At 70.1% G+C, this 26476-nt stretch carries 21 protein-coding genes and 1 pseudogene; 13 read left to right on the top strand and 9 right to left on the bottom strand.

Features of this window, described 5'->3' with window-relative positions; genetic code table 11:
• Window positions 1–25 precede the first annotated feature (25 nt).
• The 3 genes from MF406_RS03765 to MF406_RS03755 all read right to left on the bottom strand — a co-directional run bounded on the left by MF406_RS03765 (window position 26) and on the right by MF406_RS03755 (window position 4866).
• Entirely contained in the window at window positions 26–577 is a 552-nt protein-coding gene (locus tag MF406_RS03765) for a hypothetical protein (RefSeq protein WP_242896669.1), read from the bottom strand.
• A 102-nt stretch (window positions 578–679) separates the two neighbouring features.
• Window positions 680–3388: a plasmid pRiA4b ORF-3 family protein gene (locus MF406_RS03760; RefSeq protein ID WP_242896668.1), complete on the bottom strand. Its 2709-nt coding sequence runs from the start codon at window positions 3386–3388 to the stop codon at window positions 680–682.
• Window positions 3389–3585: 197 nt separating this feature from the next.
• Entirely contained in the window at window positions 3586–4866 is a 1281-nt protein-coding gene (locus MF406_RS03755; protein ID WP_242896667.1) for an alkaline phosphatase, read from the bottom strand.
• A 306-nt stretch (window positions 4867–5172) separates the two neighbouring features.
• Here MF406_RS03755 and MF406_RS03750 point away from each other — a divergent pair, with 306 nt between their 5' ends.
• On the top strand, window positions 5173–5664 hold the full coding sequence (locus tag MF406_RS03750) for a hypothetical protein (RefSeq protein ID WP_242896666.1): 492 nt from the start codon (window positions 5173–5175) through the stop codon (window positions 5662–5664).
• A 75-nt stretch (window positions 5665–5739) separates the two neighbouring features.
• On the opposite strand, the gene MF406_RS03745 is transcribed toward MF406_RS03750, so the two are convergent.
• Window positions 5740–6780, bottom strand: a complete 1041-nt coding sequence (locus tag MF406_RS03745) for an IS630 family transposase (protein ID WP_242892089.1) — start codon at window positions 6778–6780, stop codon at window positions 5740–5742.
• A gap of 358 nt (window positions 6781–7138) precedes the next feature.
• Window positions 7139–8458: an MFS transporter gene (locus tag MF406_RS03740; RefSeq protein ID WP_242896665.1), complete on the bottom strand. Its 1320-nt coding sequence runs from the start codon at window positions 8456–8458 to the stop codon at window positions 7139–7141.
• A 238-nt stretch (window positions 8459–8696) separates the two neighbouring features.
• Here MF406_RS03740 and MF406_RS03735 point away from each other — a divergent pair, with 238 nt between their 5' ends.
• The 6 genes from MF406_RS03735 (at window position 8697) to MF406_RS03710 (ending at window position 14559) form a co-directional block, all read left to right on the top strand.
• Complete coding sequence (locus MF406_RS03735) at window positions 8697–9548, top strand: DeoR/GlpR family DNA-binding transcription regulator (RefSeq protein WP_242896664.1); 852 nt, start codon at window positions 8697–8699, stop codon at window positions 9546–9548.
• A 5-nt stretch (window positions 9549–9553) separates the two neighbouring features.
• Window positions 9554–10585 (top strand): alcohol dehydrogenase catalytic domain-containing protein, encoded by a 1032-nt coding sequence (locus MF406_RS03730; protein ID WP_242896663.1) that lies wholly within the window; start codon window positions 9554–9556, stop codon window positions 10583–10585.
• Window positions 10586–10659: 74 nt separating this feature from the next.
• The gene (locus tag MF406_RS03725) at window positions 10660–11535 is read left to right on the top strand and encodes a class I fructose-bisphosphate aldolase (RefSeq protein ID WP_242896662.1); all 876 of its coding nucleotides are present in this window, start codon (window positions 10660–10662) and stop codon (window positions 11533–11535) included.
• Window positions 11536–11562: 27 nt separating this feature from the next.
• Window positions 11563–13080: an FGGY-family carbohydrate kinase gene (locus tag MF406_RS03720; protein WP_242896661.1), complete on the top strand. Its 1518-nt coding sequence runs from the start codon at window positions 11563–11565 to the stop codon at window positions 13078–13080.
• Window positions 13077–14054: a D-glycerate dehydrogenase gene (locus MF406_RS03715; protein WP_242896660.1), complete on the top strand. Its 978-nt coding sequence runs from the start codon at window positions 13077–13079 to the stop codon at window positions 14052–14054. The genes MF406_RS03720 and MF406_RS03715 overlap by 4 nt, the downstream gene beginning before the upstream one ends.
• A gap of 40 nt (window positions 14055–14094) precedes the next feature.
• Window positions 14095–14559, top strand: coding sequence for a ribose-5-phosphate isomerase (locus MF406_RS03710; protein WP_242896659.1), 465 nt, complete (start codon window positions 14095–14097; stop codon window positions 14557–14559).
• 435 nt (window positions 14560–14994) lie between these two features.
• Here the strand turns inward: MF406_RS03710 and MF406_RS03705 are convergent, their stop codons facing one another.
• The 3 genes from MF406_RS03705 to MF406_RS03695 all read right to left on the bottom strand — a co-directional run bounded on the left by MF406_RS03705 (window position 14995) and on the right by MF406_RS03695 (window position 18467).
• Window positions 14995–15279, bottom strand: coding sequence for a hypothetical protein (locus MF406_RS03705; RefSeq protein ID WP_242896658.1), 285 nt, complete (start codon window positions 15277–15279; stop codon window positions 14995–14997).
• 20 nt (window positions 15280–15299) lie between these two features.
• Window positions 15300–17012 carry a sodium:solute symporter family protein gene (locus tag MF406_RS03700; RefSeq protein WP_242896657.1) on the bottom strand — a complete coding sequence of 571 codons (1713 nt, stop codon included), beginning with the start codon at window positions 17010–17012 and terminating at the stop codon, window positions 15300–15302.
• 351 nt (window positions 17013–17363) lie between these two features.
• The gene (locus MF406_RS03695) at window positions 17364–18467 is read right to left on the bottom strand and encodes an LCP family protein (protein ID WP_242896656.1); all 1104 of its coding nucleotides are present in this window, start codon (window positions 18465–18467) and stop codon (window positions 17364–17366) included.
• A 365-nt stretch (window positions 18468–18832) separates the two neighbouring features.
• On the opposite strand from MF406_RS03695, the gene MF406_RS03690 reads away from it, so the two are divergent.
• The 5 genes and pseudogenes from MF406_RS03690 to MF406_RS03670 form a co-directional block, all read left to right on the top strand.
• Window positions 18833–20629, top strand: coding sequence for a nucleoside-diphosphate sugar epimerase/dehydratase (locus MF406_RS03690; RefSeq protein WP_242896655.1), 1797 nt, complete (start codon window positions 18833–18835; stop codon window positions 20627–20629).
• Window positions 20626–21804: a DegT/DnrJ/EryC1/StrS aminotransferase family protein gene (locus MF406_RS03685; protein ID WP_242896654.1), complete on the top strand. Its 1179-nt coding sequence runs from the start codon at window positions 20626–20628 to the stop codon at window positions 21802–21804. The genes MF406_RS03690 and MF406_RS03685 overlap by 4 nt, the downstream gene beginning before the upstream one ends.
• Window positions 21794–22411 carry a sugar transferase gene (locus tag MF406_RS03680; RefSeq protein WP_242896653.1) on the top strand — a complete coding sequence of 206 codons (618 nt, stop codon included), beginning with the start codon at window positions 21794–21796 and terminating at the stop codon, window positions 22409–22411. Before MF406_RS03685 ends, MF406_RS03680 begins: the two co-directional genes overlap by 11 nt.
• Window positions 22404–23078 carry an acetyltransferase gene (locus tag MF406_RS03675; protein WP_242896652.1) on the top strand — a complete coding sequence of 225 codons (675 nt, stop codon included), beginning with the start codon at window positions 22404–22406 and terminating at the stop codon, window positions 23076–23078. The genes MF406_RS03680 and MF406_RS03675 overlap by 8 nt, the downstream gene beginning before the upstream one ends.
• 207 nt (window positions 23079–23285) lie before the next feature.
• Window positions 23286–23470: pseudogene (locus MF406_RS03670) on the top strand (ISL3 family transposase); the annotation flags it as partial.
• 56 nt (window positions 23471–23526) lie between these two features.
• On the opposite strand, the gene MF406_RS03665 reads toward MF406_RS03670, so the two are convergent.
• The gene (locus tag MF406_RS03665; RefSeq protein WP_242896651.1) at window positions 23527–24789 is read right to left on the bottom strand and encodes a nucleotide sugar dehydrogenase; all 1263 of its coding nucleotides are present in this window, start codon (window positions 24787–24789) and stop codon (window positions 23527–23529) included.
• 215 nt (window positions 24790–25004) lie between these two features.
• On the opposite strand from MF406_RS03665, the gene MF406_RS03660 reads away from it, so the two are divergent.
• On the top strand, window positions 25005–26462 hold the full coding sequence (locus MF406_RS03660; RefSeq protein WP_242896650.1) for a hypothetical protein: 1458 nt from the start codon (window positions 25005–25007) through the stop codon (window positions 26460–26462).
• Window positions 26463–26476 lie beyond the last annotated feature (14 nt).

Raw genomic sequence — 26476 nt, 5'->3', positions numbered from 1 at the left:
GAGTTAGTCTAGGTCATTACCTCCGCTAATTACCAGTGGGAACGGTGGTGAGGTGGGGCACGCGGCCGCCCGGGCTACTCGGTCGCGACGGCGACCGCCCACGTCTGCCCGGGCTCGCCTCCACCCGCACGGCGTACTCCTCGTAGTCGGACACCTGGAACTGGTTGGCCGACGGCGCGGCGATGTCCTCGCACAGCAACGGGAACGAGCCCACCGGGTCGATGCTGATGCGGATCTCCCCGGTGCCGGAGCAGGTCAGGTAGACCCACGCCACGTCCGCCGTGACCGGGAACCGGCCGACGTCAGCCGACCCGGTCGCCTCGTCCAGCGACGCCAGCACCTGCTGCTCCGGAGGGTCATAGTGCGTCACCTCCGGCGGCGAGCTGGCCGTCGTGGGCGCGGGCTCCGGCGTCGGGTCCGCTGTCACCGGCCCCGGCTCGGGCGCCGAGCTGCTCGCCGCGGGGCTGCTGGCAGCGGGGTCGGCGTCGGTCGCGCCCGTGCACCCGGCCAGGAGCCCGAGGGCGAGCACGGCCACGACCGACACCGGTCCCCGGCGGGTCAGGCGCTCAACGTCCATCCGACCATCGTGCGCGTCCGTACCGTCTTCTCCACGGGTACGTCCGGGCCGGCGCCTGCGTTCGTTGGGCTTCGGCGGGTTGCCCACCAAGTGCACGGCGCTTCAGGACACCGGCACCCGACGCAGCCGGTCGTTGACCATCTCGCGGTCGAAGTGCGCCGGTCCGTACGGCAGCATCTCCGCCATCTCGGGCAGCACCTCCTCCAGGTCCTCGGACAGGTCGCTTGAGGCCGCGCGGCGTGGGTCCTCGAGGGCGGCGACGATCTCGTTGTACATCCAGATGCCGCCGCAGTCCTCGGGCGGGCCGGCGCGGCGGCCGCCCAGGCAGCGCACCGTCCCCTCCCCGTCCGGGAGGATCTCCTCGACCACGACCCGGTGCTGCCAGGAGTCGCCGAAGTCGTACTCGTACGCAAGGACGTCACCGACCGCCGCCAGCACGTCCCGGAGCCGCACGTCGTGCTCGTCCTCGACGCCGTCGACGTCGCCCGGGTTGCCGTAGTCCACGTAGCCCGCGGAGAACGTGTGCAGGTGGGAGTCCGTCCAGCCGAAGGCGAGCTGGAGCGCCAGGTGCACCTCGGCCAGGGTCATCGTCGCCGGCAGGACCAGCCGGCGCCAGATGGGCGGCCGCGCACCCACGATGTCCACCCGCACGCGGAAGGACGACGTCGGCCCGGCACCCGGTCCGGCGACCCGCCGGTCGTTGCGGCTGGCCGCCCGGCCCGAGGCCTGCTTCCGTGCCCCGCTCGCGCGGCCCCGGCTGCCGGTCGAGCTCGGGGCCCAATAGCCCCGTGCCCCGGTCCCGGCCAGGCTGCCGGTCGAGCCCGAGGCCCACCAGCCCCCGGACCGACCGGTCCCGCCCCGGCTGGCACCCCGGCCGCCGTCGGCCGCCGAGGGCCGGTCCCCGATCTCCGACAGCATCGTCGCGCGCCGCACCAGCAGCCCGAGCCCGCTGGAGCTCGGGCCGAGGATCTGCTCGCCGGCCCGGGCGGCGAGGATCTCCAGGACGTCGCGCCGCTCCAACCCGAGGCCGAGCAACCGTTGGGCCTCCGCCCAGGTCCCGGCCGGGTGGTCGTGCCACACCCGGGCGACGGCGAGCGCGAGCAGCGACACGTGCAGGGTGGCGCCCACCGCGAGCGGCTCGCTCGGGTAGGGGTCCTCCAGCAGGGGCTGGTACTCCGGGTACTCGCCGAGGACGAGCATCTGGAGGTCGTCCTCGTCCTCGGGGTCGAGGCCGTCGTACCGCACGCCGTCGATGACGGCCCGCCGGTAGGGCATGGCGAACCGGCGGCGCTCGGCCGCGGCGGCTCCGCCGCCGCGGCTGCCGGACCTCTGGGCGCGGGCGAGCTCCTCAGCGATCCGGGCCAGCGCCGCCGGCAGCTCGTCCGGGCCGTCGGCGTCGCCGCCATCCGCACCATCCGCGCCGTCGCCGACGGCGGCGACGGCGGCACCGTCCAGCGCGAGGATCTCCCCACCCGGGCCGATGCCGATGTCGGTGACCAGCTGGAGCGCCTCGACGGCGTCCTCCGGCAGCCCCGCCCGCCGGCCCGCCCAGGCGTTCCAGGCACCGACGACCGCGACGAGCGTGGGCCGCTCGGCGCCGGTGATGCTGGCGATGCCCTCCGGGTGGAACGTGCCGGCGGCCCAGGCGAGGAAGGACACGGTCTTCCCCGGTCCCACCCGCAGCGGCCGGCCGCCGTCGGCCTCGTTGCCGTAGCGCACCACGAGCCGGGCGTACCGCTCGACCAGGTCCGCCGGCACGTCGAGCTCGGCGGCCTCGGCCGACCGGCAGAACTCCGTCACCAGCCGCTCGAGCTCGGTGTCCGGGCGGGAGTGGCCCCACCCCTCGGCGGTGCCGGCGAAGCTGCGGAGCCGGGCGGCGGCCAGCACCCAGGTGTCCCAGAAGTCCTCGTCGGGCTCGACAAGGCGGACCTGGCCGGCCAGCGAGGCCGCCAGCCCGGCGGCGAGGACGTCGTGGACCTCCTCCCGGGGTGGCTCGACGAAGTGGACGGCGCCGCCCGACTCCGCGGCCGCCGTGCGCAGCTCCGCCCGGGCCGCCTCGACCTCGGTCACCGGGTAGAGGTCCTTGATCCACACGCCCGGGCCGTTGAAGTCCACCAGGAACACCAGGCCGTGCAGCCCGAGGGCACCGAAGAGCGGGCCGCGGTCGAACGCGCACAGCACGTTCGCCTGGTCACCGTAGACGTCGGTCGTCTCCCAGGCGCCCACCAGCCGGGCGCGGCCCAGGGCCGGCGCCCAGGCCGGCGGCTCGACTCTGGTCCGGAGCTGGGCGGCGACGGCGCCGGCCCGCTCCCGGAGGCCGGCGTCGGTCGCGAGCTCGGCCAGGATGAGTGCCAGCGCGAGCGCCTCCGGCGTCGGGTCGGCCACGCACCGGTCGAGGACGTCCGCGACCGGTAGGCCGGGCTGGTCGTCGGCGGCCACCCGCTCCGGCTGGTAACGGCCGACCTGGAGCAGCCTGGGGAGCACGGACGCCGAGCTGGCCTCGGCCTCCAGGGGGTCCGGGCCGCCGGCCACGTCGAGGATCGCGCCGCCCAGCGACTGGATGAGCCCACCGACCGGGTCCGCCAGCATCTGGGCGACCTCCTCCGCGCTCATGACCGGCTCGCCGTCGTCCGTGACCGGCATGTCGGCCATGAATGCGGCGACGGCGGCCGGCCCGGCCTCGTCGTCGTCGGTCGGCACGGTCACGTCGCCGTCAGTCACGAACGGCAGGCGGCGGACCTCCCCGCCCTGGCCGCGCCCGCCTCCCGGACGGCCGTCCTTGCGCTTGCGTCCCTTGCTCTTGGGGCTCATCGCGCCATGGTGGCACGGGCCGGCGGGGCCGGTCGACGGTGCGACGCCGCCGGCCAGGGCCGGGCGCGACGCCGACCCGGTCAGGCCGAGCCCCGGCCAGGGCCGAGCCCGGCCCGCGCGCCCGCCCAAGTGCCTGAAACACCGTCGCCGTGCGCCCGTTGCCCTCCCGGGGCCCGCCCCGAGCCCGCCCAGCGCCCCTAACGCGGCCGCCGGTTGCCGATCATCGCGCGCACCACGGCGTCGTGGACGTCGGTGTTCTGCTGGACGACGCCCAGCCGCTCCGCCCCCGGCCCCTCGGCGGTGATCGGCGTGGCGGCGCCGGTGTGCCCGCCGGTGGTCCAGTCCACGGTGAACTCCAGGTCGGTGCCGGCGACGGTGAACGGCCCGTCCTCGGCCTCCTCGCCGTCGCCGGACTCGTCGTCCGGGTCGACGTTCTCGATCGCCAGCCCGCCGGTCTCGTGGTCCCCGACCACCAGGACGAGCGTGCGGGGGTGCTCCGCGGCGAACTCCCGGGCCAGGGCGACCGTCTCGTCCAGGGCGCGGCCGGCCTCGATGAGCAGGTGGGCGTTGCTGTGGTGCGCCATCTCGTCGATACCCTCCTCCTCGATGAGGAGGAAGAAGCCGCGCCGGTCCTCGGAGAGGACGTCGAGGGCCTTGGCGGCCATCTCCGGCAGCGGGACCGCCGGGTCGTAGACCGCGCCCTCGCCCTCGTTGCGGTGCTCGAACATCTCCTCGTTGGCGAACAGGCCGAGCAGGCGGGGGCCGGTGGCGGCGGCGAGCTCCTCCCGGGTCGCGGCGTAGGTGTAGCCGGCCTGCTGGGCCCGCTCGACCAGGTTGCCCTCGGTGCCCTTGCTCTGCTCGGTGGAGTCGGTCGGCGGGTTGTCCGGCCACTCCCCCGGGTCCCCGGCGGGGTACCACCAGTCCTCCCCGCCGCCGAGGACGACGTCGGGCATGGAGGAGGTGAGGTACTGCAGGGCGATGGCGCTCTGCGCGGAGCGGTCGGTGACGTGGGCACCGAAGGCGGCCGGCGTGGCGTCGGTGACCTGGGAGGTGGTGACCAGGCCGGTGGACTTCCCGTTCCTGCGGGCCAGCTCCAGCAGGGTCTCCACCGGGTTGCCCTCGGCGTCGACGCCGACGGCCCCGTTGTAGGTCTTGACCCCGCTGGCGAAGGCCGTCGCGGCGGCGGCGGAGTCGGTCACCGGCTCGGTGGGGTCGGCGGGGTCGGTGTGCACCCAGCCGCTGTGCGGCATGGAGTCCATCGCCAGCTCGCCCTCGTGCCCGACGAGCGCGAGCCGGAAGAGCTCGCGGTGGCTCAGGCCCATCCCGTCGCCCTGGATGAGGATGACGTTGCGCGCCTGGGGCCCGTGGGGAGGGTCCGGCTCGCCGGGCCAGCGCGGGTGGGCGGCGGTGAGGCCGGCGCCGGCGGCCGTGGCGACGGCGGTGACCGCCACGCCGGTGCGGAGCCATTGCTTGGTCACGTTCTTCCCCCTCGGACGAGGCCTTCCCGTGGTCCCCGCGCGGGCGGGGGCTGGGCGCGCCGTCGGTGGCGGGCCCGCGGGCCGACGGCGGGGCGGCCGCCGGGTCCGGCGACCGTAGCGCCGGGGGCCGGGGCGGGCAAGACCCCGGGCGACGGCGGGTGGCCAGTGGGCGGGTCTCGGTGCGGGTGCTGGGGCTTGCGGGGCGGCACGCGAGCGGGGTGGCGGTGTGGGACGAAAGCCGGGCGCCGGTGCGGCTGGCGCGCGGCGGACGGCCCCGCCCGCCGTCCCGCGCCTACTATCGAGACCATGGCGGAGCCCCACGTGTTCGAGCGTCGCCCGGACCCGCCCCCCGCGAAGGTCAACGCGGTCACGATGACGGTGACCGGCACCGTGGTGTGGATGATCGCCGCCGCGGTGGTGGCGGTGCTGGACCTGCTCGGCGTGGTGCCGGGCCGCTGGACGGACGTGTGCCTCACCGGCGTGGGGATTGGCCTGGGGGCCGTGGTGTGGGGGTACGTGCACGAGTACCGGGCGCAGCGGTCCACGGCGACGGCGGCGGGCAGCCCGGCGGCCAGCCCTGGCCTAGAAGAGGCGCACGACGGCGAGCCGGCCAGCAGCGTCGATGGAGCCGGCGCCGCTGCCAAGACTCACGGTGTCGACGGAACCAGCGCCGCCCCCACGGCTCGCGACGCCGACGGAATCCACGCGCCCGGCGAGATTCCCGCCGCTGACGTAGCCGAGCAGTCCGGCACGGATGCCACGAGTAGTTCCGACGCCACCAGCCGGCAGCAGGGCTGAGGCGCCGGGACGGCAGCGGCCCCGTAGGCCCTGCCGCGTTACTAAGGAGAACGTAAGTAAGTCGACTCCGGTCCGTTATGCGGTGATGTAGCGGAGATCTGGATCGGCGAAGAACCCGCGTACCAGGTGCGGTAGTTTCTGGAGGCGGTGGAGCGCGGCGATGACGTTGCTCTTGAACTCCTCGGCGGTGCGTGGGGCGGTGCGCCCGACGCGGTCGTGCTTGACGTTCTTCCAGACCCACTCGTCGGGGTTGAGCTGTGGTGAGTAGGCGGGCAGGATGAACACCTTCAGCCGGCCGTCGGTGGAGGCGATGAACTCCTTGACCTTCTTGGCCTTGTGGGTGGAGTGACCGTCGACGACCAGGTACACCCCGCCGCCGCCGTCGCGGCCGGTGTCGGCGAGCAGCTTCTTGCAGAAGCTGATGAACTGGTCGGCGGTGAAGGAGCCGGTGTAGGTGGCGAACCGCAGCTTTCCGGCGGGGGTGAGCGCGGAGATCATGTTCAGGGAGTGCCGGGCCCCGGTGGCCTTGACCACCGGGGTGCGCCCGACCGGGGCCCAGGTGGTCCCGGCGTGGTAGTCCGAGCGGATGCCGGCCTCGTCCGCGAAGTACACCGTCGCGCCCTCGGCCTTGGCCGCCGCCCGGATCGCGGGGAACTCCTCCGCCTTCCACCGCTCCACCGCCTCGGGGTCGGCCTGCCAGGCCCGCCACAGCGGGCGCTGGGGCGACAGGCCGAGCTTCCTGAGCAACCGGCCCACGGACACCTCCGACAGGTGCACCCCGAACTCGCGCCGGATCACCTCACGCACCATCGCCCGGGTCCACAGCTCGAAGTCGAACTGGAGCTGGCGCGGGTTGGTCCCGACGATCAGTGTGTAAAGCCGGCGCAGCTGGCTTCCGTCCAGCTTTGGTGGCCGACCCGGGACCGGTTTGGCCTTCAACGCATCCCGGCCACCCTCACGCGCTCTGGCCAACCACCCGTACACCGTTTTCGCGTGCATCCCCAGCATCTTCGCGACATCTTCCGGGTGGGCCCCGGCCTCTACCGCGTCCACCGCGCGGAACCGCATCTGCTCCAAGGTGGCGTGGTCCAGCTTCCGGCCGTCGTTGTCGCGCATAGAACCATTATGGCAGAAAAGGCCGCCGGAGTCGACCTACTTACGACCGCCTTAGTAAGGTCAGCAGCGATCCTGAGCACCCACAGACCGAACCCCGGCACCTGCGTGGCTCTCGAGAACCGTCATCCGGATCCCCGCGGCCATCTCAACTGCGTGTACTGCCCGGGGCCACGAGCCAGTAGTGCTCCTGCCCTTAGCCGACGACGCGACGGAGCCCGGGACACCTTCGGCGGCAGCGAAGCCCAGGTCGGACTGGGAACACCAGGATCTTCAGGCGTACTCCCACGTGCACCGACGGGATGGCGGCCGACCTTGCCGACCGCCATCCCCTCGCAGGCTCGTACAAGCTGCCCTTCGATCAGGCGGCCTTCGAATTCACGATCGGCTCCACCCGCTTGATGATCAGGCCGAACGCCAGAGCACCGAGGATCGCCACTCCGCCGGCCGTCGCAAGCGGCAGGCCGAAGTTTCCGGTGGCACCGTAGAGAGCGCCGATGATGATGGGGCTGAGAGCCGATCCGATGTTGGCGAAGAAGTTCTGCGTCGCCCCCAGAGAAGCGACGGTACCGGTGGGGGCAACGTCCGCCGGAAGGCACCAGATTGCCACGATCGTGAACGACGAGGCCGCGTAGGAGATCGACATCAACGTCAGCGCCTGCCAGGCCGCGGGAGCAACGGCGGCGAGGGCGATGACCGAGCATCCGAGCATGCCGCCCACGAGGCAGGTCTTGCGAACCTTGGTCACGCTCCAACCCTTGCTCAGCAAGAAGTCACCCGTCAGCCCACCGATCCAGGACCCTGCGATTGCGGCGATCGGCGGGATCGCGCCGAAAGCGCCGAGCTTGAGCAGATCAAACCCGCGGTCCTGGACAAGGTAGGTGGGGAACCAGGTCAGGAAGAACGTCACCATAAAGTTCACGGCGAAGAAGCCGAGCATCATGCCCCACACCGTGCGGTGCTTGAGCAGCTCGACAAGTGGCATGGCCTTCTCGGTAGAGGCGCTCGCAGGGGCGCCACCCCGATCTGCGTTGACGATCGCCATCTCCGCGGGGTTCACCGAACCCATGGCTTCGGGGCTCCGGTAGATCGCCCACCAGCCGATGGCCCACAGGATGCCGATGCCGCCGGCGATAAGGAAGACCGCCTGCCAGCCCCACAGAGCGATGATGAAGGCGATGAGCGGCGTGGCGACGGCGCTGCCGATCCGGGCGCCGGAGTCGTAGACGGACGTCGCCCTGGCGCGCTCCCGCTTCGGGAACCAGCGCGAGACAGTCTTCGCGGCCGACGGGTATGCACCCGCCTCCCCGACACCGAGACCCAGACGCAACGTGAGCAGGGCGGCGAAGGTGTGGACCAGCGCCGTGCCGGCCGTGAACAGCGACCAGACCAGCACCGAGGCGCCGAACATGATTCGCTCACCGAAGCGGTCGATGAGTCGCCCTGCAGGGATCTGCATGAGCGCGTAGGACCAGGAGAACGCGCTGAGGATCAACCCCTGCTCCGCCGGAGTGATCCCGAGGTCCTCGGACATGAACGGCAGTGCGACTGAGATGGCTGATCGGTCGATGTAGTTGATGGCCAAGCCGACGGCACAGAAGACCGCCATCCACCAGCGGATCCTCGAGGCGCGCGACCTCGGCTGTGCCGTCGTGGCGTCGACTTTCGTGTCACTGCTCATCGGGTACCTCCTCGTACCTGCGTGCTCACAACACGCATCGGGGACTTGGCGGGGGCAAGCACTCGTGCACGGTCCGCTCACGGACCGGCCCGCTCCGACGAGCGCACCGCGCGCTCGAAGTTGGCCAGCATGCTTGCCGCAACCCAAAGATGCTGTCAAGTGCATCTGTCCGGGGCGTGAGATGAGCGGTTCGAGCACCAACGTTGACATGATCGAACCGCTCATGTAGGAAGTCCTCATGAGCACCGAAGAACTACTACTCCCCTCCCGGCGACGCGACGTCCGCGGTGCCGCCCGGCGCGCGGAGATCCTGCGCCTGCTGGAGGCCGGAGATGAGCTGACCGTCGAGCAGCTCGCCGAGCGCTTCGGTGTCTCGCTCGCGACCATGCGCCGCGACCTCACGCGGCTCCGTCAGGAGTACGGGGTGACCCGCACCTACGGAGGCGCCACCCTGGCCCGTCCGCGTGACGAACTACCAGTCAGGCAGCGCGCGACTACCCGGCGGGCCGCGAAGGACGCAATCGGACGCCTCGCCGCCGCTGGCGTGGCGGACGAGGACGTCCTCATCGTCGACGCCGGAACGACGACAGAATCACTGGCACGACACCTCGAGGCTGCTCGGCTCACCGTATTCACCAACGGGATCGGGACCATCAACGCCCTGCTCGAGAAGAACCACGATGTCTCTGTCATTGTCCTGGGCGGGCGCCTGCGCCACACGAACGAGACGATCGCCGGCGCAGAGGCCGAGGCGATGCTCCGCCACGTCTACGCGACGACGGCGTTCATCGGCGCCGAGGCAGTTGACCCGAGGCTGGGCATCGCCTCTCGCACCTTGGATCAGTGCCGGATCAAGAGCTTGATGATGACCCAGGCGAAAAACGTCGTAGTCCTAGCCGACTCCTCCAAGCTCCAGGGCGGCTACTTCAACTACTGGTCACCACTCCCCGCCTCCTGGTGCCTCATCACGGACGACGAGGCGTCGCCTGAGGCGGTCGAGGTCATGCGTGAGTCCGGAGCGAGCGAGATCCGGCAGGCGACCGTCGAGCCTGAAGAAGCGGCGGCTGAAACGGAAGGGCAAGCATCATGACGACAATGCGCCAGGCCATCCTCGATGCGCCGCACGATCTTCGGATCGCCGAGGTTCCGGTCCCGGAGCTCGAACCTGGCGAGGTGCTCGTCAAGGTAGACGCCACCTTGCTCTGCGGCACGGACGTGCGAATCTTCACGGGGCGGAAGTCTCGGAACGTCACCTTCCCGACCGTGCTCGGCCACGAGTTCGCCGGTCACATCGCTGACTCGAACGGTCCCCTTCCAGGCCACTTGGTCATGGGCGACCGTGTCTGCATCTACCCGCTGGTGCCGTGCGGCAGGTGTGCCGCGTGCCGCAAGGGACATGAGAACATTTGCCGGAACCGAGTCGCCTTCGGCTACCAGCTCCCCGGTGGCCTCTCCCAGTACGTCAGGGTGCCCGCCAACGCCGTGCAGAACATAGTGCCCGTCCCTGGCGTCTCGGCTGCCGAAGCGGCCATCGTCGAACCGCTGGCATGTGCGTACAACGGGCAGACGCTCGTCCGATCGACCGAGGCGGAGACGCTGCTCGTCGTCGGCTGCGGCCCGCTCGGGCTCCTGCACATCCGTCTCGCCAGGGCCCTCGGTATCCCCCGGGTGGCAGCGGTTGACCCGATCGAGGGACGACGCGCGATCGCGGCGGCCTCCGGTGCTGACCTGGTGCTGGCACCGGGCGAGGACACGGCGGCGAAGATCAAGGACTGGGGCGACGGCGGTATCGACGTGCTAATCATGGCCATCGGCCGCAGCGACGCCCTCACCCCTTACCTCGGAGCTCTCGCGCCCGGTGCGCGAATCTCGGTGTTCGCCGGCTTCGGCTCGGAGGCGGACCTGGTCATCCCGGCCAACGACATCCACTACAACGAGTGGGAGATCGTTGGGGCCTCATCGTGCCGGCTCGACGACTTCCGGGCCGTGGCCGACCTCGTCTCCACCGGCCGGATACAGGTCGACGACCTCGTCGGCTCGCAGCTAGCGCTCGACCAGACCGTCGACGCCCTCGACCTCGCCGCGTCCGGGAAGGACATGCGCGTCGGCGTCGACCCGTGGAACTAGCAAGAACCGCAAGTACCCCAGGGACCGCGACTACCGGACCCGCAAGCTTCCGCACCACAACACCAAGGAGCAGCATGTCTACCCTCATTGCCCCGGTCGAGACCGCCAAGTCCGGAGCCGCCGGATCCGCCTTCGAGATCACTGCTTCCGGTACGACCTCTGCCCTCGGCAGAGAGATCCGACTGCGCCGCCTGTTCGGTGCCGATGGCCGTACCTGCACGGTGGCACTGGACCAGGCCGTGCCGCGCGGCGTGGCACCGCAGCTTGCCTCGATGACCGAGACCTTTGCGATGGTCGCCCAGGGCGAGCCTGACGCGGTGACCATCACCAAGGGCATCGCCGGACACCTCTTCGCCGGCAATCCGGCCCCGGTACCGTGGATCCTGAAGGCGTCGACGTTCTCCGTCGACTTCCACCCCACCTACGACGCCACCATCGCCTCGGTGCAGGATGCGATCCGGCTCGGGGCCGATGCCGTTGCGGTCGGCATCTCGGCCGGCTCGTCCGTTCAGGTCCAGATGCTCGAGATGCTCAGCACGGTGGTCGAGGAGGCTCACTCGTGGGGCTTCCCAGTTGTCTGCCACGCCTACCCCAGCGGCGAGATGTGGGGCGACCGGAAGGGCACGACGGAGTCGGTGCTCTACGCCTCCCGTGCCGCCGCCGAGCTCGGGACCGACATCGTCAAGACCTGGTACACGGGCTCCGCCGCGGAGTTCAAGAGGGTGGTTGACGGCACGCCGGCCATCGTCGTCGCCGCAGGTGGCGCCCCAGCCAAGAGCCCCATCAACGTCCTTGAGCAGGCGGCGGCCGTCGTGGAGGCTGGTGGGCGCGGGATGACCTGCGGCCGCAACGTCTGGCAGGCACAGCACCCCGGAAAGATGGTGGCAGCGCTGAAGGCCGTCATCCACGGCGGCGAGACCCCCTCCGAGGCAGCAAAGCTGCTTGCCTGACCGTCATACGGAGTGAGGAGCTCAACGATGAGCACATACATCGGGATCGATGTCGGGACGACCGCGACCAAGGCGGCGGTGATCACCCCAGAGGGGAGGGTTCTCGCCCGGTCACGAGCTCCGCACCCCGCGTCCCGGAAGCTGGCGGTCGGCCGCGCCGATCCGGTCGCCTGGGTCGGGAGCGTCAAGGAGGCATGCCGCGCACTCGGCCCTGCGGCGGCCGACGCCTCTGCGGTCGGGCTCGCGGCACACTGCCCGACGGCGCTGCTGTATGACGGCGACGGTGAACCGCTCGCGCCTGGCCTCACATGGGACCACCCCGCCCTGCCGGGCATCCTGGCGGAGCTCGAGCCGCTGCGCTCGGAGGAGGACGATCGCCTCAGCGGCAACCACATCTCACCCTCGACCTTCATGGCTGTGGCTCACGCGTTCTTTCGCAAGCAGGAGCCCGAGGCCCTCTCCCAGGCCGACACGCTTGGTCTGGTGGGAAGCTGGCTGGGCCAGTGGCTGACCGGTGAGCGAGGTTTGGACCCGACCCAAGCCTCGTACACCGGAATCTTTGCCTCCACCGACGGCTCCTGGGACTGGAACGGCGCCCTCGTCGACCGGCTCGGCATCCCCCGCGAGCTGCTTCCGCCGATCAGGCCATCGTTGTCTGTGCTGGGATCACTACGGTCGTTCGTCGCCGACACACTCGGCCTGCCGGCCGGCATCCCGGTGATAGTGGGGTCGGCGGACACGCCGGCCGCCTCCTACCTGCTCGGTTCAAGACCGGGCGGCGCGCCACTGTTCATCATGGGAACGACCCACGTTCTCGCGAACGTCGTCGCCCGGCCGGACGACCGTGCCAAAGTGCTCCAGCGCGCTGACGTGCGCCAGGGCCAGTGGCTGATCAACGGCGTCACGAACGGCGGCGACGCCCTCGCCATGGGAGCCCAGCTCCTCGGATACGGCATGGCCGGCGGGGCAGTGCAGAGCCTGATCGAGGACGCCTGGAAGGCCAAGCCGAAGGACGTCCTCCAGGGCGCCCCGATCTTCATCCCGCACGTCGTGCCCGAGCGTGGCCCCCTCTGGCTCGACAAGCCGCGCACCGCACTCCTCGGTCTGCTACCGAGCACTGCACCGGAGGTCGCAGCACGTGGCGTGGTCGAAGGGGTGCTGTTCGCCGACCGCCTGATCATCGAGAGCTGTGTCGTCCCTGAGCAGGGCGAGATCCTGCTCTCCGGAGCGTTCGGTTCGGATGTGGTGCTGCCGCACATCTTGGCAGACGTCCTGCAATCGACAATCCAGGTTCTCGATGAGAGCCATCTGCCGTCGATCGGAGCTGCCGCCATGTGCGCGGAGACGATCGAAGGCGTACGGCCGACGTGCCCGTCATCCCGCCCAGTCCTGCCACGCCGGGCCTGGAAGGAGACGGTGGAACGACGTTGGGACGAGTACCGGGCCCAGTGGGAAGCTGTGGTGGGCTGCGAGATGCCGAAACCTCTTGCCGACCGCTCGCTCGAGAGCACCCCGCTACCGCTGGGAGCAAGGAGAATGACGTGACGTCGAAGCGGATCTACGTGGCCCGGCTACTGACCGAACGAGCGATGGACACGCTCAGAGGTTCCGACTGGGACCTCGACGTCGGCGACGAGGCCCCACCGAGCCGGGACCAGCTCCTCAGCAAGGTGCGTGGTACGGATGCCGCCGTCGTGACGCTTACCGAGCGGATCGATGCCCAGTTCTTCGACGCAGCCGGGCCGTGTCTCAAGGTGGTCGCCAACGTCGCCGTCGGCTACGACAACATCGACGTCGAGGAAGCAGACCGCCGCGGGGTGACAGTCACGAACACACCCGGAGTGCTCGACGACGCAACCGCAGACCACACGTTCGCGCTGATCCTCGACCTTGCGCGGCGAGTCACTGAGGCCGACCGCTTCGTCCGCTCCCAGACTCCCTGGGTCTGGGGTCCACGGATGCTCGTCGGTCTCGACATCAGCGGCGGTGCGCGTCTCGGGATCGTGGGCTTGGGACGAATCGGCCGCGCGGTGGCCCGACGGGCGAAGGCGTTCAGCATGGACGTTGTCGCGTACGACCCTCACGGCGTGCCCGGAGATTTCCAGGACGACGTCTCCATGCTCCCTCTCCACGAGGTGCTCGCCACGAGTGACGTCGTCTCGCTGCACGTCCCGCTTCTGCCCTCCACCCATCACCTGATGAACGCAGAGACCCTCGCCAAGATGAAGCCCGATGCCTACCTCGTCAACGTTGCCCGAGGGGGCGTCGTCGACGAGTCCGCGCTCATACAGGCTCTCCGCACCGGCGCGCTTCGGGGCGCCGCTATCGACACCTTCGAAGGTGAGCCCCAGGTCAACCCCGAGCTGCTAGGTCTCGACAACGTCGTCCTCACGCCGCACATCGCCAGCGCCGGCGACCGAACGAGGGACCGAATGTGCCTGCTCGCTCTCGAGAACGTCGAGCGCGTACTCTCCGGTCAGGCACCAGTGACGCCCGTCGCGCCACGAGTGCTCGCCTGAGCGACATCCGCCCGCAAAGAAGAAGGGAGCCGGTTAGGCCATGCGCGTTCACGTGGGAACAGACCATGCAGGTTTCGAGACGAAGGGCCTTCTCGTCGAGTGGTTGGAGAAGACAGGCCACGACGTCATCGACCACGGCGCCTACGAGCTCGACCCAGACGACGACTATCCAACGCCATGCATCTCTGCGGCCGAGGCGGCAGCGGCAGACGGCGACGCCCTGGGAATCGTTCTTGGCGGCTCCGGCAACGGTGAGCAGATGGCCGCCAACCGGGTGGACGGTGTTCGCGCCGCCCTCGTGTGGAACCGGGAAACCGCGATGCTTGCAAGGGCGCACAACAACGCCAACGTCATTGCCGTCGGGGCCCGTCAGCACACGCCGGAAGAGATCATCTCCTTCGTCGCCACATTCCTGGCCGAACCGTTCTCCGCCGACCCGCGGCACCAGCGCCGGATCGACGCGATCAGCGCGTACGAGCAGAGCCGGTCGCAGAGCCAGCGCTGACCGCACACCCCAAGGGCGGTGCGATGCCTTGCTCCACGCCGGAGCACCCCGTGCTCACCGGTGCCTGAGGCGGTTCAGCGACTGCCCCGGAGCGGCGGCTGGGGGCACCGCACGAGGTAGACCTGTGCCAGGGATACGACGCGGTAGACCTGCGCCAGGAACACGACGAGGTAGACCTGCGCCAGGGATACGCGGAGCGCTTCGACGGTCTTCGTTGGGCTCCGGCATGGTGCACACGAATCGTGCGGCAACCAGCCTGCCGGTGCCGATCCCGCGCGCTGACGTGCGACGCCGCCCCCGCAGGCGGCCGGGCCGGAACGTGCGCTCGCGGACCACGCCTCGCCGTGTGCAGCATCCGGTCGGGACCGGGAGCCCTGCGGACGCTCGCACGTCCTCACCCGCCCGTTAGCGGCCCTCACGGCGACCAGCACAGACTCAGCCCTCCTCCTCCCGCGGCTCCTGCGGCACGGCCAACGGCCGCAGCCGCGCCCACAGGAAGAAGACCACCGCGGCGACGAGCATCGCGATCCCGGTGATGGCGTTGGCGTTGACCCCGCCGGTCTTCTCCAGCTCGGGGTCGCCGAAGAGGCCCATCGCAAGCAGCACGACCCCATAGATGCCGATGAGCGCGCCGATCACGTTGCGGATGTCGAACGCCCCCGCACGCTTCCGGTTCCGGCCGGTCCGGCCGGTCTGGGCTGGCTGGGTCTTGTCGGCCATGGCAGTTCCTTGTCTGAAGCTCAGGCGAACACGATGTTGAGGGCGATGACGAGCACCAGCGCGACGCCGGCGAGCGGCACCGGGCGCTGGTACCAGGACAGCCGGGCCGCCCGGACGTCCACCAGGTTCTCCCGCGGCGTCAGGGAGTACACGAAGCCCACCAGCTCGGCCTCCGGCTTGGGCCGGGTAACCATGGAGACCACCACACTGACCACGATGTCGACGACGAAGGCCGCGCCCGCCGCCATGAACGCCGCGCCCTGGCCGGGCAGGGTGAACACCCCGGTCTGGTTCAGCAGGAACACGGTCACCGCGGCCGCGGTGCCCAGCACGAGCCCGGACCAGCCGGCCGCCGGGGTCATCTTCTTCCAGAACATCCCGAGGATGAACGTGGCGAACAGCGGGGCGTTGAAGAACCCGAACAGGGTCTGCAGGTAGTCCATCAGGTTCTCGTAGTTCGAGGCGATCAGCGCGGTGAAGATCGCCACGAGGCACGCGACGATCGTCGCGATGCGCCCCGCCCGCACGTAGTAGGCGTCCTCGCGGCCCTTGACCACGTACTCCTGCCACAGGTCCTGGGTAAAGACCGTGTTGAACGCCGAGACGTTCGCGGCCATGCCGGCCATGAACGCGGCCAGCAGCCCGGCGATGGCCACGCCCAGCAGGCCGTTGGGCAGCACCTCCCGCATGAGCAGCAGGAGGGAGTCGTTGTAGTCGATCCCCATGGCGGAGGCGTCCCCGCCGGCCGCCGAGACCTGCTTGAACTCGGCCAGCTCGTTGACCAGCACCGCGGCGATCATGCCGGGGATGATGACGATGAACGGCACGAACATCTTCGGGAAGGCGCCGATAATCGGCGTCTTGCGGGCGGAGGTGATGGAGTCCGAGGCCATCGCCCGCTGGACCTCCACGAAGTTGGTCGTCCAGTACCCGAAGGACAGCACGAAGCCCAGGCCGAAGACGATCCCGACCACGGACAGCACCGGGGAGTCGAACCCGGTCAGCGCCTCGCCGGGCCAGGAGTGCAGCTGCTCCCCACCGCCCGGGGAGTCGGTCACCCGCTCCACCAGCCCGTTCCAGCCGCCCACCCGGTGCAGGCCGATGAGGGTCAGCGGCAGCAGGCTGGCGACGATGACGAAGAACTGCAGCACCTCGTTGTAGATCGCCGCGGACAGCCCGCCGAGGGTGATGTAGCTGAGCACGACGGCGGCCGCCACCACCAGGGCGACCCACAGCGGCAGCCCGAGCAGGGCGTTGATGATCTTGCCCAGCAGGAACAGGTTCACCCCGGCGATGAGCAGCTGGGCCAGGGCGAAGCTCAGCGAGTTCACCAGGTGCGCGCCCACGCCGAACCGGCGGAGCATGAACTCCGGCACCGAGCGCACCTTCGAGCCGTAGTAGAACGGCATCATCACCACGCCGAGGAACAGCATGGCCGGGATGGCGCCGATCCAGAAGTAGTGGACGGTCGGCAGGCCGTACTCGGCCCCGTTGGCGGACATGCCCATGATCTCGACGGCACCCAGGTTCGCCGAGATGAAGGCCAGGCCGGTCACCCAGGCGGGCAGCGACCGGCCGGAGAGGAAGAAGTCGATCGAGCTGGACACCCGGCGCCGGGCGGCGGCGCCGATGCCGAGCACGAAGGCGAAGTAGACCGCGATGAGGAGGAAGTCGACCCACCGTGCGTCGATGCGCTGCGCCGGCTCCGCGGCCGCCTGCGCGATAATGTCCACGGGACCCCTTTCCGGTGGCGGTGCCGCGCTGTGCACCGTCCCGCCGTCGTCGGCAGGCCTCCGGGACCATCCTCGGCCTACCTATTCAGCAGTTGGCGTCCGGTTCGCCGGGCGTCCTGCCACCGTAACGAGGAAGGACCGCCGGCGCGCGCCAGGTGCCGCCGGGCGCGGCGTCCCGACCGGGAGGAGCCCCGGACCGTTGGCGGCTGGCGACAAGCCGTCCCCCGGCGCCGGCGTGGGATGTCCGGTTCGCCTGGGGGACCTCACAGGCGCTGTGAGGTCCGACCCACCGCGCCCACCCGGTGAACCGCCCCGCTCGGTCCGGCACCACACCCGGCGAACCCGCCCTGCTCAGTCCGGCACCGACCACCCCAGCGTCTCGACCGCACCGTCGTGGCTGCGCAGGTACTCCCCGACCGTGTCGGTGGCGAACGCTTCGGCCAGCCCCCGGAAGAGCCCCTCGTTGAGCAGGACGATGGACTGCCCGTCCGGGCTGCGGCCGGTGCCGGTGTACGGCGCGGTGAGGTACTGCACGTTCTCGATGCGCAGGTCCCGCATGGAGAGCAGCAGGTTCCGCATCTCCGCCACCGTGAACCCCTCGTCCACGCTCACCCCGCGGCTCACCACGGTGAGCAGGTCGGCCACCGCCAGCGGGTTGGCCAGCTTGCCCTCCCGGTCGGCCTGCTGCAGCATCCGCCGCATCCAGTACTGCTGGCGCTGGACCCGGTCGAAGTCGCCGCGGGGCAGGTCGTAGCGCTCCCGCACGTAGGCCAGGGCCTGCTCGCCGGTGAGCCGGTGCTCGCCCGGGCCCAGCGTCTCCCCGCCGGCCTCCAGCGGGCTGCGCAGCTTCATCTCCACCCCGCCGAGCTCGTCGGTCAGCGCGACGAAGGACTCGAAGTCCGCGACGGCGAAGTGGTCGATCGGGATGCCGGTGAGCTGCTCCACGGTCTGGATGAGCAGCGTCGGCCCGCCGAAGGAGAACGCCGCGTTGATCTTGTTCATCCCGTGCCCGGGTACGTCCACCCAGGCGTCGCGCGGGATGGACATGACGTAGGCGTGCTCCCGCGTCCCGGCCAGCTGGGCGACCATCAGGGCGTCGGTGCGCTGGGCCCCCGCCGCCCACGCGCTCGGGTCCCCGGCGGAGATCCGCGAGTCCGAGCCGAGCACCAGGACGTTCACCGGGTCGGCCCGGCCCGCCTCGGCGGCCGCCTCGGCGCGATTCTCGGCCGACGGCGTGGGCCGGGCGGGCAGCGCGGCGAACGGGTCGTCGATCTTCTCCAGCGCGGCGTCGACCCGGTGCTGCAGGTACGCCGTGCCGGCGACGCCCGCGCCGGCGAGCACGAGCAGTATCGCCAGGGCGATGAGGAGCGCGGCCCGGGCGCGGCGCCGTCGGCGGTCCGGTGGACCGGCCGGTTCCGCCCAGGCCGGCCCGCGCTGCTCCACGTCCTGCGTCACGGGACCACCTGCCCTCCGCGGTGCGCTGCTCGTCCCCGACGACGGCGGGATCAGCGGGGGCCTCCCGTCGCTGATGACGACGGCGGGCCGGCTGACACCTGCGCTCAGGGTAGTGCCGGGCACGGCCGCGCGGAGCGGAACGGCGGCCCGCCACCCGTCCAGGGCCGAACGGCAGACGCTCCCCCCTCGTCCTCCGGCCCCCGCGCCTCACCCGCCCTTGCGGTCACAGCTTCCCGTGCCGCGCGCCGTCGTGGTGCCGGACGTGTCCGTGATAGAAGACGATTGCCCGGACACGTGTTGGTTCCGGTACCGTGCGGGCTGATATCGGGGGACTGATGCCGGGGGGCGTCAGAAGGGGGAAGCTGGTGCTGAAGCGTCCAGTGACACGCCGCGTGACGATGGTGATGTGGGACCTTGCGAGCTGGCTGGCGGCCCTCGCACTCATCGTGGGGGCCCGGTACGAGTTCTCGCTGAGCGACGAGCAGTGGTCCTCGCTCGCGCTCTACGCGGCGGCGGCCTGCTGCCTGCAGATCGTCGCCGGGATGGTGCTCAAGAACTACCTCGGCCGCTACCGCGTCGGCAGCTTCGACGAGACGGTCGGCCTCACCGCCGCGACCGCCGTCGTCGCAATCGTGCTGGGCGTGGCCTTCCTCACCCTCCACGTCTTCGACGAGTTCCCGCGGGGGATCGCGGTGCTCGTCCCGCCGATGGCGCTGCTGTTCATGGCCGCCGGCCGGTGGGCGTACCGCGCGTGGTTCTTCCGCGGGCGCAAGCCGAGCGAGTCCGCCGAGAACACGTTCGTCTACGGGGCCGGCGACGCCGGCTACCAGCTCATCCGCCTCATTCGGACGGACACCTCCTCGCCGTTCCGGGTCGTCGGCCTCATCGACGACGACCGGACGAAGCGCAACCTCAACCTCCTCGGGGTACCAGTGGTGGGCAACCGCACGAACCTCGTGGAGCGGGCGAAGGAGCGCGGCGTCACCACCGTCGTCCTCGCGGTCTCCTCGGCGAGCGCGGAGATGGTGCGCGAGGTCTCCGACCTGGTCGAGCGGGCCGGGATGAAGTTCCTCCTGCTGCCGCCGCTCGGCGACATGCTCGGCGGGCGGGTGCGCCTGAGCGACGTCCGCGAGCTCGACATCGCCGACATCCTCGGCCGTCACCAGATCAGCACCGACATCGAGTCGATCGCCGGGTACATCACCGGCCGGCGCGTGCTCATCACCGGCGCCGGCGGCTCCATCGGCTCCGAGCTGGCCCGCCAGGTGCACCGGCTGGGCCCCGAGGCCCTCGTCCTGCTCGACCGGGACGAGACGGCCCTGCACGGCGTCCAGCTGTCCCTCTACGGCAAGGCCCTGCTGGACACCCCGGACATGGTGCTCGCGGACATCCGGGACAAGGAGGCGCTGCGGACGGTCTTCGACCGGCACCGGCCGCAGGTGGTGTTCCACGCGGCCGCCCTCAAGCACCTGCCGATGCTGGAGCAGTACCCGGAGGAGGGCCGGAAGACCAACGTCCTCGGGACGCTGAATGTGCTCGACCTCGCGGCCGAGTTCGGCGTCGACCACTTCGTCAACATCTCCACGGACAAGGCGGCGAACCCGACGTCGGCGCTGGGCCGGACCAAGCGGCAGGCCGAGCGGCTGACCGCCTGGTACGGCCACCACGCCGCCGGGACGTACCTGTCCGTGCGGTTCGGCAACGTGCTCGGCAGCCGCGGCTCGATGCTGCACACCTTCCGCGAGCAGATCCACCAGGGCGGGCCGGTGACGGTGACCCACCCGGAGATCACCCGGTACTTCATGACGATCCCGGAGGCGTGCGAGCTCGTCATCCAGGCCGGCGCCATCGGCAGCGACGGCGAGGTCCTGGTCCTCGACATGGGCGAGCCGGTCAAGATCCTCGACGTCGCGGAGCGGCTCATCGCCCAGTCCGGGAAGGACATCGACATCGTCTTCACCGGGCTGCGGCCCAACGAGAAGATGCACGAGGAGCTCTTCGGCCCGGAGGAGTCGGGCGAGCGCCGGCACCACCCGCTGATCACGCACGTCGCTGTCCCGCCCCTGGAGCCGGCACTGCTGCGCGCCGACGACGCGGCTACTCTCGAACAGCTCTGGAACGCCAGCAGCGCGGCCAGGGGGAAGGAAGCACCTATCCAGTGAGCACCGAGCGCATCTACCTCTCATCCCCGGACGTCGGCGCCGAGGAGGAGGCAGCGGTCATCCGGGCCATGCGGTCCGGCTGGATCGCCCCGCTCGGCCCGGAGGTCGAGGCCTTCGAGCGGGAGATGGCCGAGTACACCGGACGGGCGCACGCCGTCGCACTGTCCTCCGGCACGGCCGCGCTGCACCTCGCCCTGCTCGCGCTGGGCGTCGGCCCGGGCACGGTGGTGCTGACGTCGACCATGACGTTCGCGGCGACGGCGAACGCAATCGTCTACACCGGGGCGTCACCGGTGTTCGTCGACTGCGACACGACCGGCAACATGGACCCGGAGCTCCTGCGGCAGGCCCTCGAGGACCAGCTCGCACAAGGCCATAAAGTCTCCGCCATCATCCCGGTCGACCTGCTCGGCAAGGTGGCCGACTACGACTCCATCGAGAGCATCGCTGCATTGCACGGCATCCCGGTGATCTCGGACGCGGCCGAGTCGCTCGGCGCGGTGCGCGGCGGACGGCCAGCCGGTGGTGCGGGCCTGGCCGCCGCGATCTCCTTCAACGGCAACAAGATCATGACGACGTCCGGCGGCGGGATGCTCGTCACCGACGACGCCGAGCTCGCCCAGCACGTGCGGTACCTCTCCACGCAGGCGCGTCAACCGGTCGTGCACTACGAGCACACCGACATCGGGTACAACTACCGCCTGTCGAACATCCTGGCGGCTCTCGGCCGCGCCCAGCTCGCCCGGCTGGACGAGATGATCGAACGACGGCGCACCTGGCGACGTCGCTACCGCGAGCTGTTCGAGCAGATCCCGGGGACGGAGATCTTCGGTGGGGAGGATGGGGCGACGGGCGGGAGCACCAGGGACAACTTCTGGCTGACCTCGATCCTCGTTGACCCGCAGAGGGCCGGATGGTCCGCCCGCGGTCTGCAGGAACATCTCGCAGCTCTCAACATCGAGGCACGACCGCTCTGGAAGCCCATGCACCTCCAGCCGGTGTTCCGTGACGCGGTCAGCTACGTAACCGGACAGAGCGAGGGCTACTTCAACGCCGGCATCTCGCTCCCGAGCGGCTCGTCTCTGTCGGACGAACAGTTCGACAGCATCGTTCGAGCGGTCACGGAGTATGTCGGAAGCTCCGCCTATGTCGAAGGTTCCGGGCATGCACGGTAAGGACCGCGCCAAGAGAGTCCTTGACATCGTCGGCGCGCTCCTCGCGCTCGCGCTGACGGCTCCCCTCCAAGGCGCCGTCGCCCTGCTGATCGCGGCCACCCTAGGCCGGCCGGTGCTCTTCCGGCAGCGGCGCCCTGGGCTCCACGGAGAGCTCTTCACCCTCGTCAAGTTCCGGACCATGCACGCTCCGTCGCCGACCCGGTCCGAGGACGCCGACCGACTGACCAGACTCGGGCGCGCCCTGAGGTCAACGAGCCTGGACGAGCTCCCGACGTTCTGGAACGTCCTCAAAGGCGACATGAGCCTCGTGGGCCCCAGGCCGCTCCTCCCGGAGTACCTACCGCTCTACACCGCGCGGCAAGCCACCCGGCACGAGGTCCGCCCCGGCCTGACCGGCCTCGCGCAGGTCAACGGACGCAACGCGCTCAGCTGGGAGGACCGGCTGGAGCTGGACGCGCAGTACGTCCAGCACCGGTCGGCACTGCTCGACCTCCGCATCCTTGCGGCAACCGTCACTGCCGTCGTCAGGCGAACCGGCATCTCCGCCGAAGGCGCAGCTACGATGACACCCTTCCAGGGCACCGCCAGGGACATTGCCGATGCCTGAACGACTTGTCACGGTCGGTGCCGGAGGCTTCGGGCGCGAGGTGCTCGATGTCGTGAACGCTGCCTGCTCCTCTGGCGATTCGATCGACTTCCTCGGGGTCCTTGACGACTCCCCCTCCGAACGCGACCTCAGCCGACTAGCGTCGCTCGGGGCGCGGTACCTCGGGACTACCCAGAAGCCGCCCGACTCGATCAACGGCGCGCGTTTCGCGATCGGGATAGCCGATCCGGTCGTCCGCTCGACCATCCACGAGCGACTCAGTCGGCAAGGCTTGAGGCCGATGACGCTGGTGCACCCGTCGGCGACCATCGGTCAAGACGTCTACATCGCCGACGGGACGATCATCTGCGCCGGCGCCCGCCTCACCACCAACATACGACTTGGTGCACACACGCACGTCCACATCAACGCCGCGGTCGGCCATGACACAACGCTTGGTGCATTCTCATCTGTATACCCGCAGGGCGCCGTATCAGGACGCTGCGTCATAGCCGAAGGAGTGACAATCGGAGCGAATGCGACGGTCCTCCAGGGTAGAAGGGTTGGCGAACGCGCATTTATCGGCGCAGGCTCAGTTGTGACACACAACATACCTGCCGGGCAGGTTGCGTACGGAGTACCAGCGCGGATCGCGCATCATGTTCCTAAACTAGGGCACGAATCATAATCGAGCGACCCCTCGCCCCACAGAGGGGAGGCACACTGTTGCCGCAGAGTCTCTAGATCAGAAGGAACACATTCGGAGATAGTAGACCTGCATCAGTATCTCAACCTACCGAACGGGGTCGGCAATACCAGGTCCTACGTAGAGGTCCAGGTCTCCCCATGATGGGAGTTCTGACGCTGCCCGCCGGCCCGCCGGGAAGACCTCGACGTGCCTGACGCTACCTTCGACTGCCCTGACCTGACCACGTTCGCCGGCCTGGATGACCTCGGCCTGGGGGTCCTCGGCAGCGCCTGGAGCCCGAGCGGGCGGTGCTGGTCTGCCGGGTGGTGGCCGATGAGGACGACGGCTGGTGCAAGCGCTGCGGCTGCGAAGGGACCCCGCGGGACACGATCGGCGATCCGATAGGTCGAGTCTCATCCCGAGGTCCACAGCACCTTGGCGACGGCGGTCACAGGCGCGACACCGTCTCGCCCTCGGAAGCCACGCCCCGCGTGTCGAAGAAGCGCTTCGCGCCGGCGGCGAGCGCCTCGACGTCGTAGTCGCGGTGGTGCTGCAGCAGCATGACGAGGTCCGCCTCGGCCACGGCCTGCTCCAGGTCGGGGACGCGCTCCACGGAGGTGCCGTTGGCGTGCCACGCCTGTACGTGCGGGTCGTGGAAGGTCACGGTGGCGCCCTTGTCCGCCAGGTGCTTGGCCACCGGCACGGCCGGGGACTCGCGCTGGTCGGCGATGTTCGGCTTGTACGTCACACCGAGCAGGAGAACGGTCGCGCCCCGGAGCGCCTTGCCGTCCTCGTTGAGGATGTCCTGCGCCCGGTTGACCACGTAGGACGGCATCGTCGCGTTGATCTCCTGGGCGAGCTCCACGAAACGGAAGGGGTAGCCCAGGCGAGCGCGGACGTTGTACGACAGGTAGTTCGGGTCGATCGGGATGCAGTGCCCGCCGACGCCCGGGCCGGGGTAGAAGGCCTGGAAGCCGAACGGCTTGGTCTTCGCGGCGTCGATGACGTCCCACAGGTCGATGCCCAGCTCGTGGCAGAACCGGGCCATCTCGTTGACCAGCGCGATGTTGATGTGGCGGTAGGTGTTCTCGAGCAGCTTGGCCATCTCGGCCTCGCGGGTCCCCTTGGTCCGCACCACCGTGTCCACGACGCTGCCGTAGAACTCGGCGGCTGCCTCGGTGGACTCGGGCGTCACGCCTCCCACGACCTTCGGGGTGTTCTTCGCGCCGAATGACTGGTTGCCCGGGTCGATCCGCTCGGGCGAGAACGCGAGGTGGAAGTCGCTGCCCGCCTTGAGGCCGCCGGCCTCCAGCATCGGCTGGACGATCTCCTCAGTCGTGCCCGGGTACGTCGTCGACTCGAGGATGACGACCTGCCCTGGCTGCAGGTGACGGGCGATGTCAGCCACCGCGGCTCGGACCGCCGCCAGGTCCGGTCCACCGTCCTCGCCAAGCGGGGTCGGGACACAGATGACGACGTGCTTGGCCTCGGCCAGGACCGCCGGATCGGTCGTCGCGGAGAAGCCGCGCGAGACCAGGTCGGCGATCTGCTCGTCCGACAGGTCGTCGATGTGCGAGACGCCACCGTTGAGGCCGTCGACCACACCCTGGTTCACGTCGTAGCCGCGCACCGACAATCCGGCGTGCACCGCCTCGAACACCAACGGTAGACCCACGTATCCCAGGCCGACGACAGCAAGATCTACAGTCATTTCGCTCCCCCTCCAACTGGCCACCTCGGGCTTACCGGATCGGACCGGCGCGCTCCCAGAGGCGGCATCGCGTGCGTTCCGCAGAGTACACGTGAAGCCCACGAGCAAGAGGCGCGCACCGAGAGCGCCGCCGAGCGCCCGCCGGTGACACCGACTATCCGGCCCTCATTCCACCCTCTAGCATCGTGCAGGTGGAGGGGGCACAGCGTGCACCAGTGTCAGGCCGCGCCATCGAGTGCGCCGCCTGGCTGATACTCGTCGCCGGTCTCGCGCTCGCGAAGAGCTTCGTCCCCGACAGCCAGAACCTCAACATCGCCGCCGGCGCGACCAGCGTCGCCTTCGGTGTACGAGTGTTCCTCGGCCACGGCGGCGGGCAGGTGACCATCCTCGGCCTCGCCAACGTCGCCCTGGCGCTCTTCGTCGGCTTCCCCGGCATCTACCACGCCGTCACCGAGGACAACCGAGTCACCGCCGAGTATCTCGGCCTCGCCATCCTGGCCGGGCTCACCCTGCAGGTGCTCACGGCGTTCACCGGCTGGCGACGACGCCCGGTGCCTGCCCCTCAGTTCCCCGCCAGGGAGGTGAGCAGCTGGATGACGCGTTGGGGTGCTGGCCTGCTGCTCGTGCTCGTCGCTGCGGAGTGGGCCGGCCTCACCTCCAGTTTCCGGGGACTCACGGAGTCTGCTGCGTTTGCGGCCACCGTGGCCCTGACCGTCGGGCTCATCTACCGGCCGACGATCAGGATCGTGTCGTGGCAGACAGCGGCGGTCCTGCTCGCAGTCCTGGCCTACACCGAGGTCTTCCACACGGGGGGCGGTCGGCTCCGCATCGTCGCGCTCGTGTGCGCGGTCGGGATCGTCGCCACGATGACCTGGCCGAGGAGAGCACTCAAGCGTCTGGCGATCCTCGGCGTCCCTCTCGCTCTGTACGTCCTCGCGCAGTACCGCCTCGACTACCAGGAGAGCATCGCCTACGGCGCCAGTGCTGGACGCACTGGCCTGGAGTCGATGCTCGTTCCCGTCATCGCCTTCGCTCGACTCCTCGAGGAGCAGGCGCAGGGGTGGCCACTCGCGTGGGGCTGGAACCTCCTCAGCGTGCCGCTCTCGTTCCTGCCCGCCGGCTGGCTTCCCAACGCCCCGCAGGCACTCGGCTACGAGCTCGTCGCGTTCTACGCTCCCGAGCGCTACGGCTCCGGATTCTCGGTCGCTGCGACTGCCGCCGGTGAGGCGGTCTACAACTTCGGCCTCCTCGGGATCCTCCTCGCCGCCCCGGTGCTCGCATGGCTCTGCAATTTCATCGACCGCCGCGTGCGCCTCGCGGCCGCGGGCGCCGGCGCCGACCGTGTCGCCCTCGTGCGGCTCGCTGTCTGGGCAACGTTCGGTGGGGCGATCGCCGACCTCGCCTGGAACGGCTGGCACGTCTTCGTCACTCGCACTCTTACCCGTCTCCCGTTGCTCGGAGGGCTCGCGATCGTCGCTCTCGCGGCGCGCGGCCTCGACCGCCGCACCGCGTCCTCCTCCACACGCACGACACCCGCTGAGACACAGGCGTCTACACCTCGCCCTGGCACTGCCAACGATGGCAGGCCTGGGCGTGGACGCTCCAGATCACGCAGCCGGTCACCCGGCAGGCAGTGGGCAACGGGTGTGTCCCGTATGCTGCTTGAGGACTGACGCCCTCCAGGCGT

This window comes from Georgenia sp. TF02-10 (assembly GCF_022759505.1).
Classification (GTDB): domain Bacteria; phylum Actinomycetota; class Actinomycetes; order Actinomycetales; family Actinomycetaceae; genus TF02-10.
Note: the sequence above shows the minus strand (reverse complement) of the source record. Positions and strands in the feature narration are given on the sequence as shown.

Bases quoted from the DNA above. Each gene is read 5' to 3' on its own strand.
- MF406_RS03745 (WP_242892089.1), bottom strand. From the start codon at position 6,780: ATGCGCGACAACGACGGCCGGAAGCTGGACCACGCCACCTTGGAGCAG.
- MF406_RS03710 (WP_242896659.1), top strand. From the start codon at position 14,095: ATGCGCGTTCACGTGGGAACAGACCATGCAGGTTTCGAGACGAAGGGC.
- MF406_RS03705 (WP_242896658.1), bottom strand. From the start codon at position 15,279: ATGGCCGACAAGACCCAGCCAGCCCAGACCGGCCGGACCGGCCGGAAC.
- MF406_RS03675 (WP_242896652.1), top strand. From the start codon at position 22,404: ATGCCTGAACGACTTGTCACGGTCGGTGCCGGAGGCTTCGGGCGCGAG.
- MF406_RS03725 (WP_242896662.1), top strand. From the start codon at position 10,660: ATGTCTACCCTCATTGCCCCGGTCGAGACCGCCAAGTCCGGAGCCGCC.
- MF406_RS03750 (WP_242896666.1), top strand. From the start codon at position 5,173: ATGGCGGAGCCCCACGTGTTCGAGCGTCGCCCGGACCCGCCCCCCGCG.
- MF406_RS03730 (WP_242896663.1), top strand. From the start codon at position 9,554: ATGCGCCAGGCCATCCTCGATGCGCCGCACGATCTTCGGATCGCCGAG.
- MF406_RS03765 (WP_242896669.1), bottom strand. From the start codon at position 577: ATGGACGTTGAGCGCCTGACCCGCCGGGGACCGGTGTCGGTCGTGGCC.
- MF406_RS03720 (WP_242896661.1), top strand. From the start codon at position 11,563: ATGAGCACATACATCGGGATCGATGTCGGGACGACCGCGACCAAGGCG.
- MF406_RS03740 (WP_242896665.1), bottom strand. From the start codon at position 8,458: ATGAGCAGTGACACGAAAGTCGACGCCACGACGGCACAGCCGAGGTCG.
- MF406_RS03680 (WP_242896653.1), top strand. From the start codon at position 21,794: ATGCACGGTAAGGACCGCGCCAAGAGAGTCCTTGACATCGTCGGCGCG.
- MF406_RS03665 (WP_242896651.1), bottom strand. From the start codon at position 24,789: ATGACTGTAGATCTTGCTGTCGTCGGCCTGGGATACGTGGGTCTACCG.
- MF406_RS03760 (WP_242896668.1), bottom strand. From the start codon at position 3,388: ATGAGCCCCAAGAGCAAGGGACGCAAGCGCAAGGACGGCCGTCCGGGA.
- MF406_RS03735 (WP_242896664.1), top strand. From the start codon at position 8,697: ATGAGCACCGAAGAACTACTACTCCCCTCCCGGCGACGCGACGTCCGC.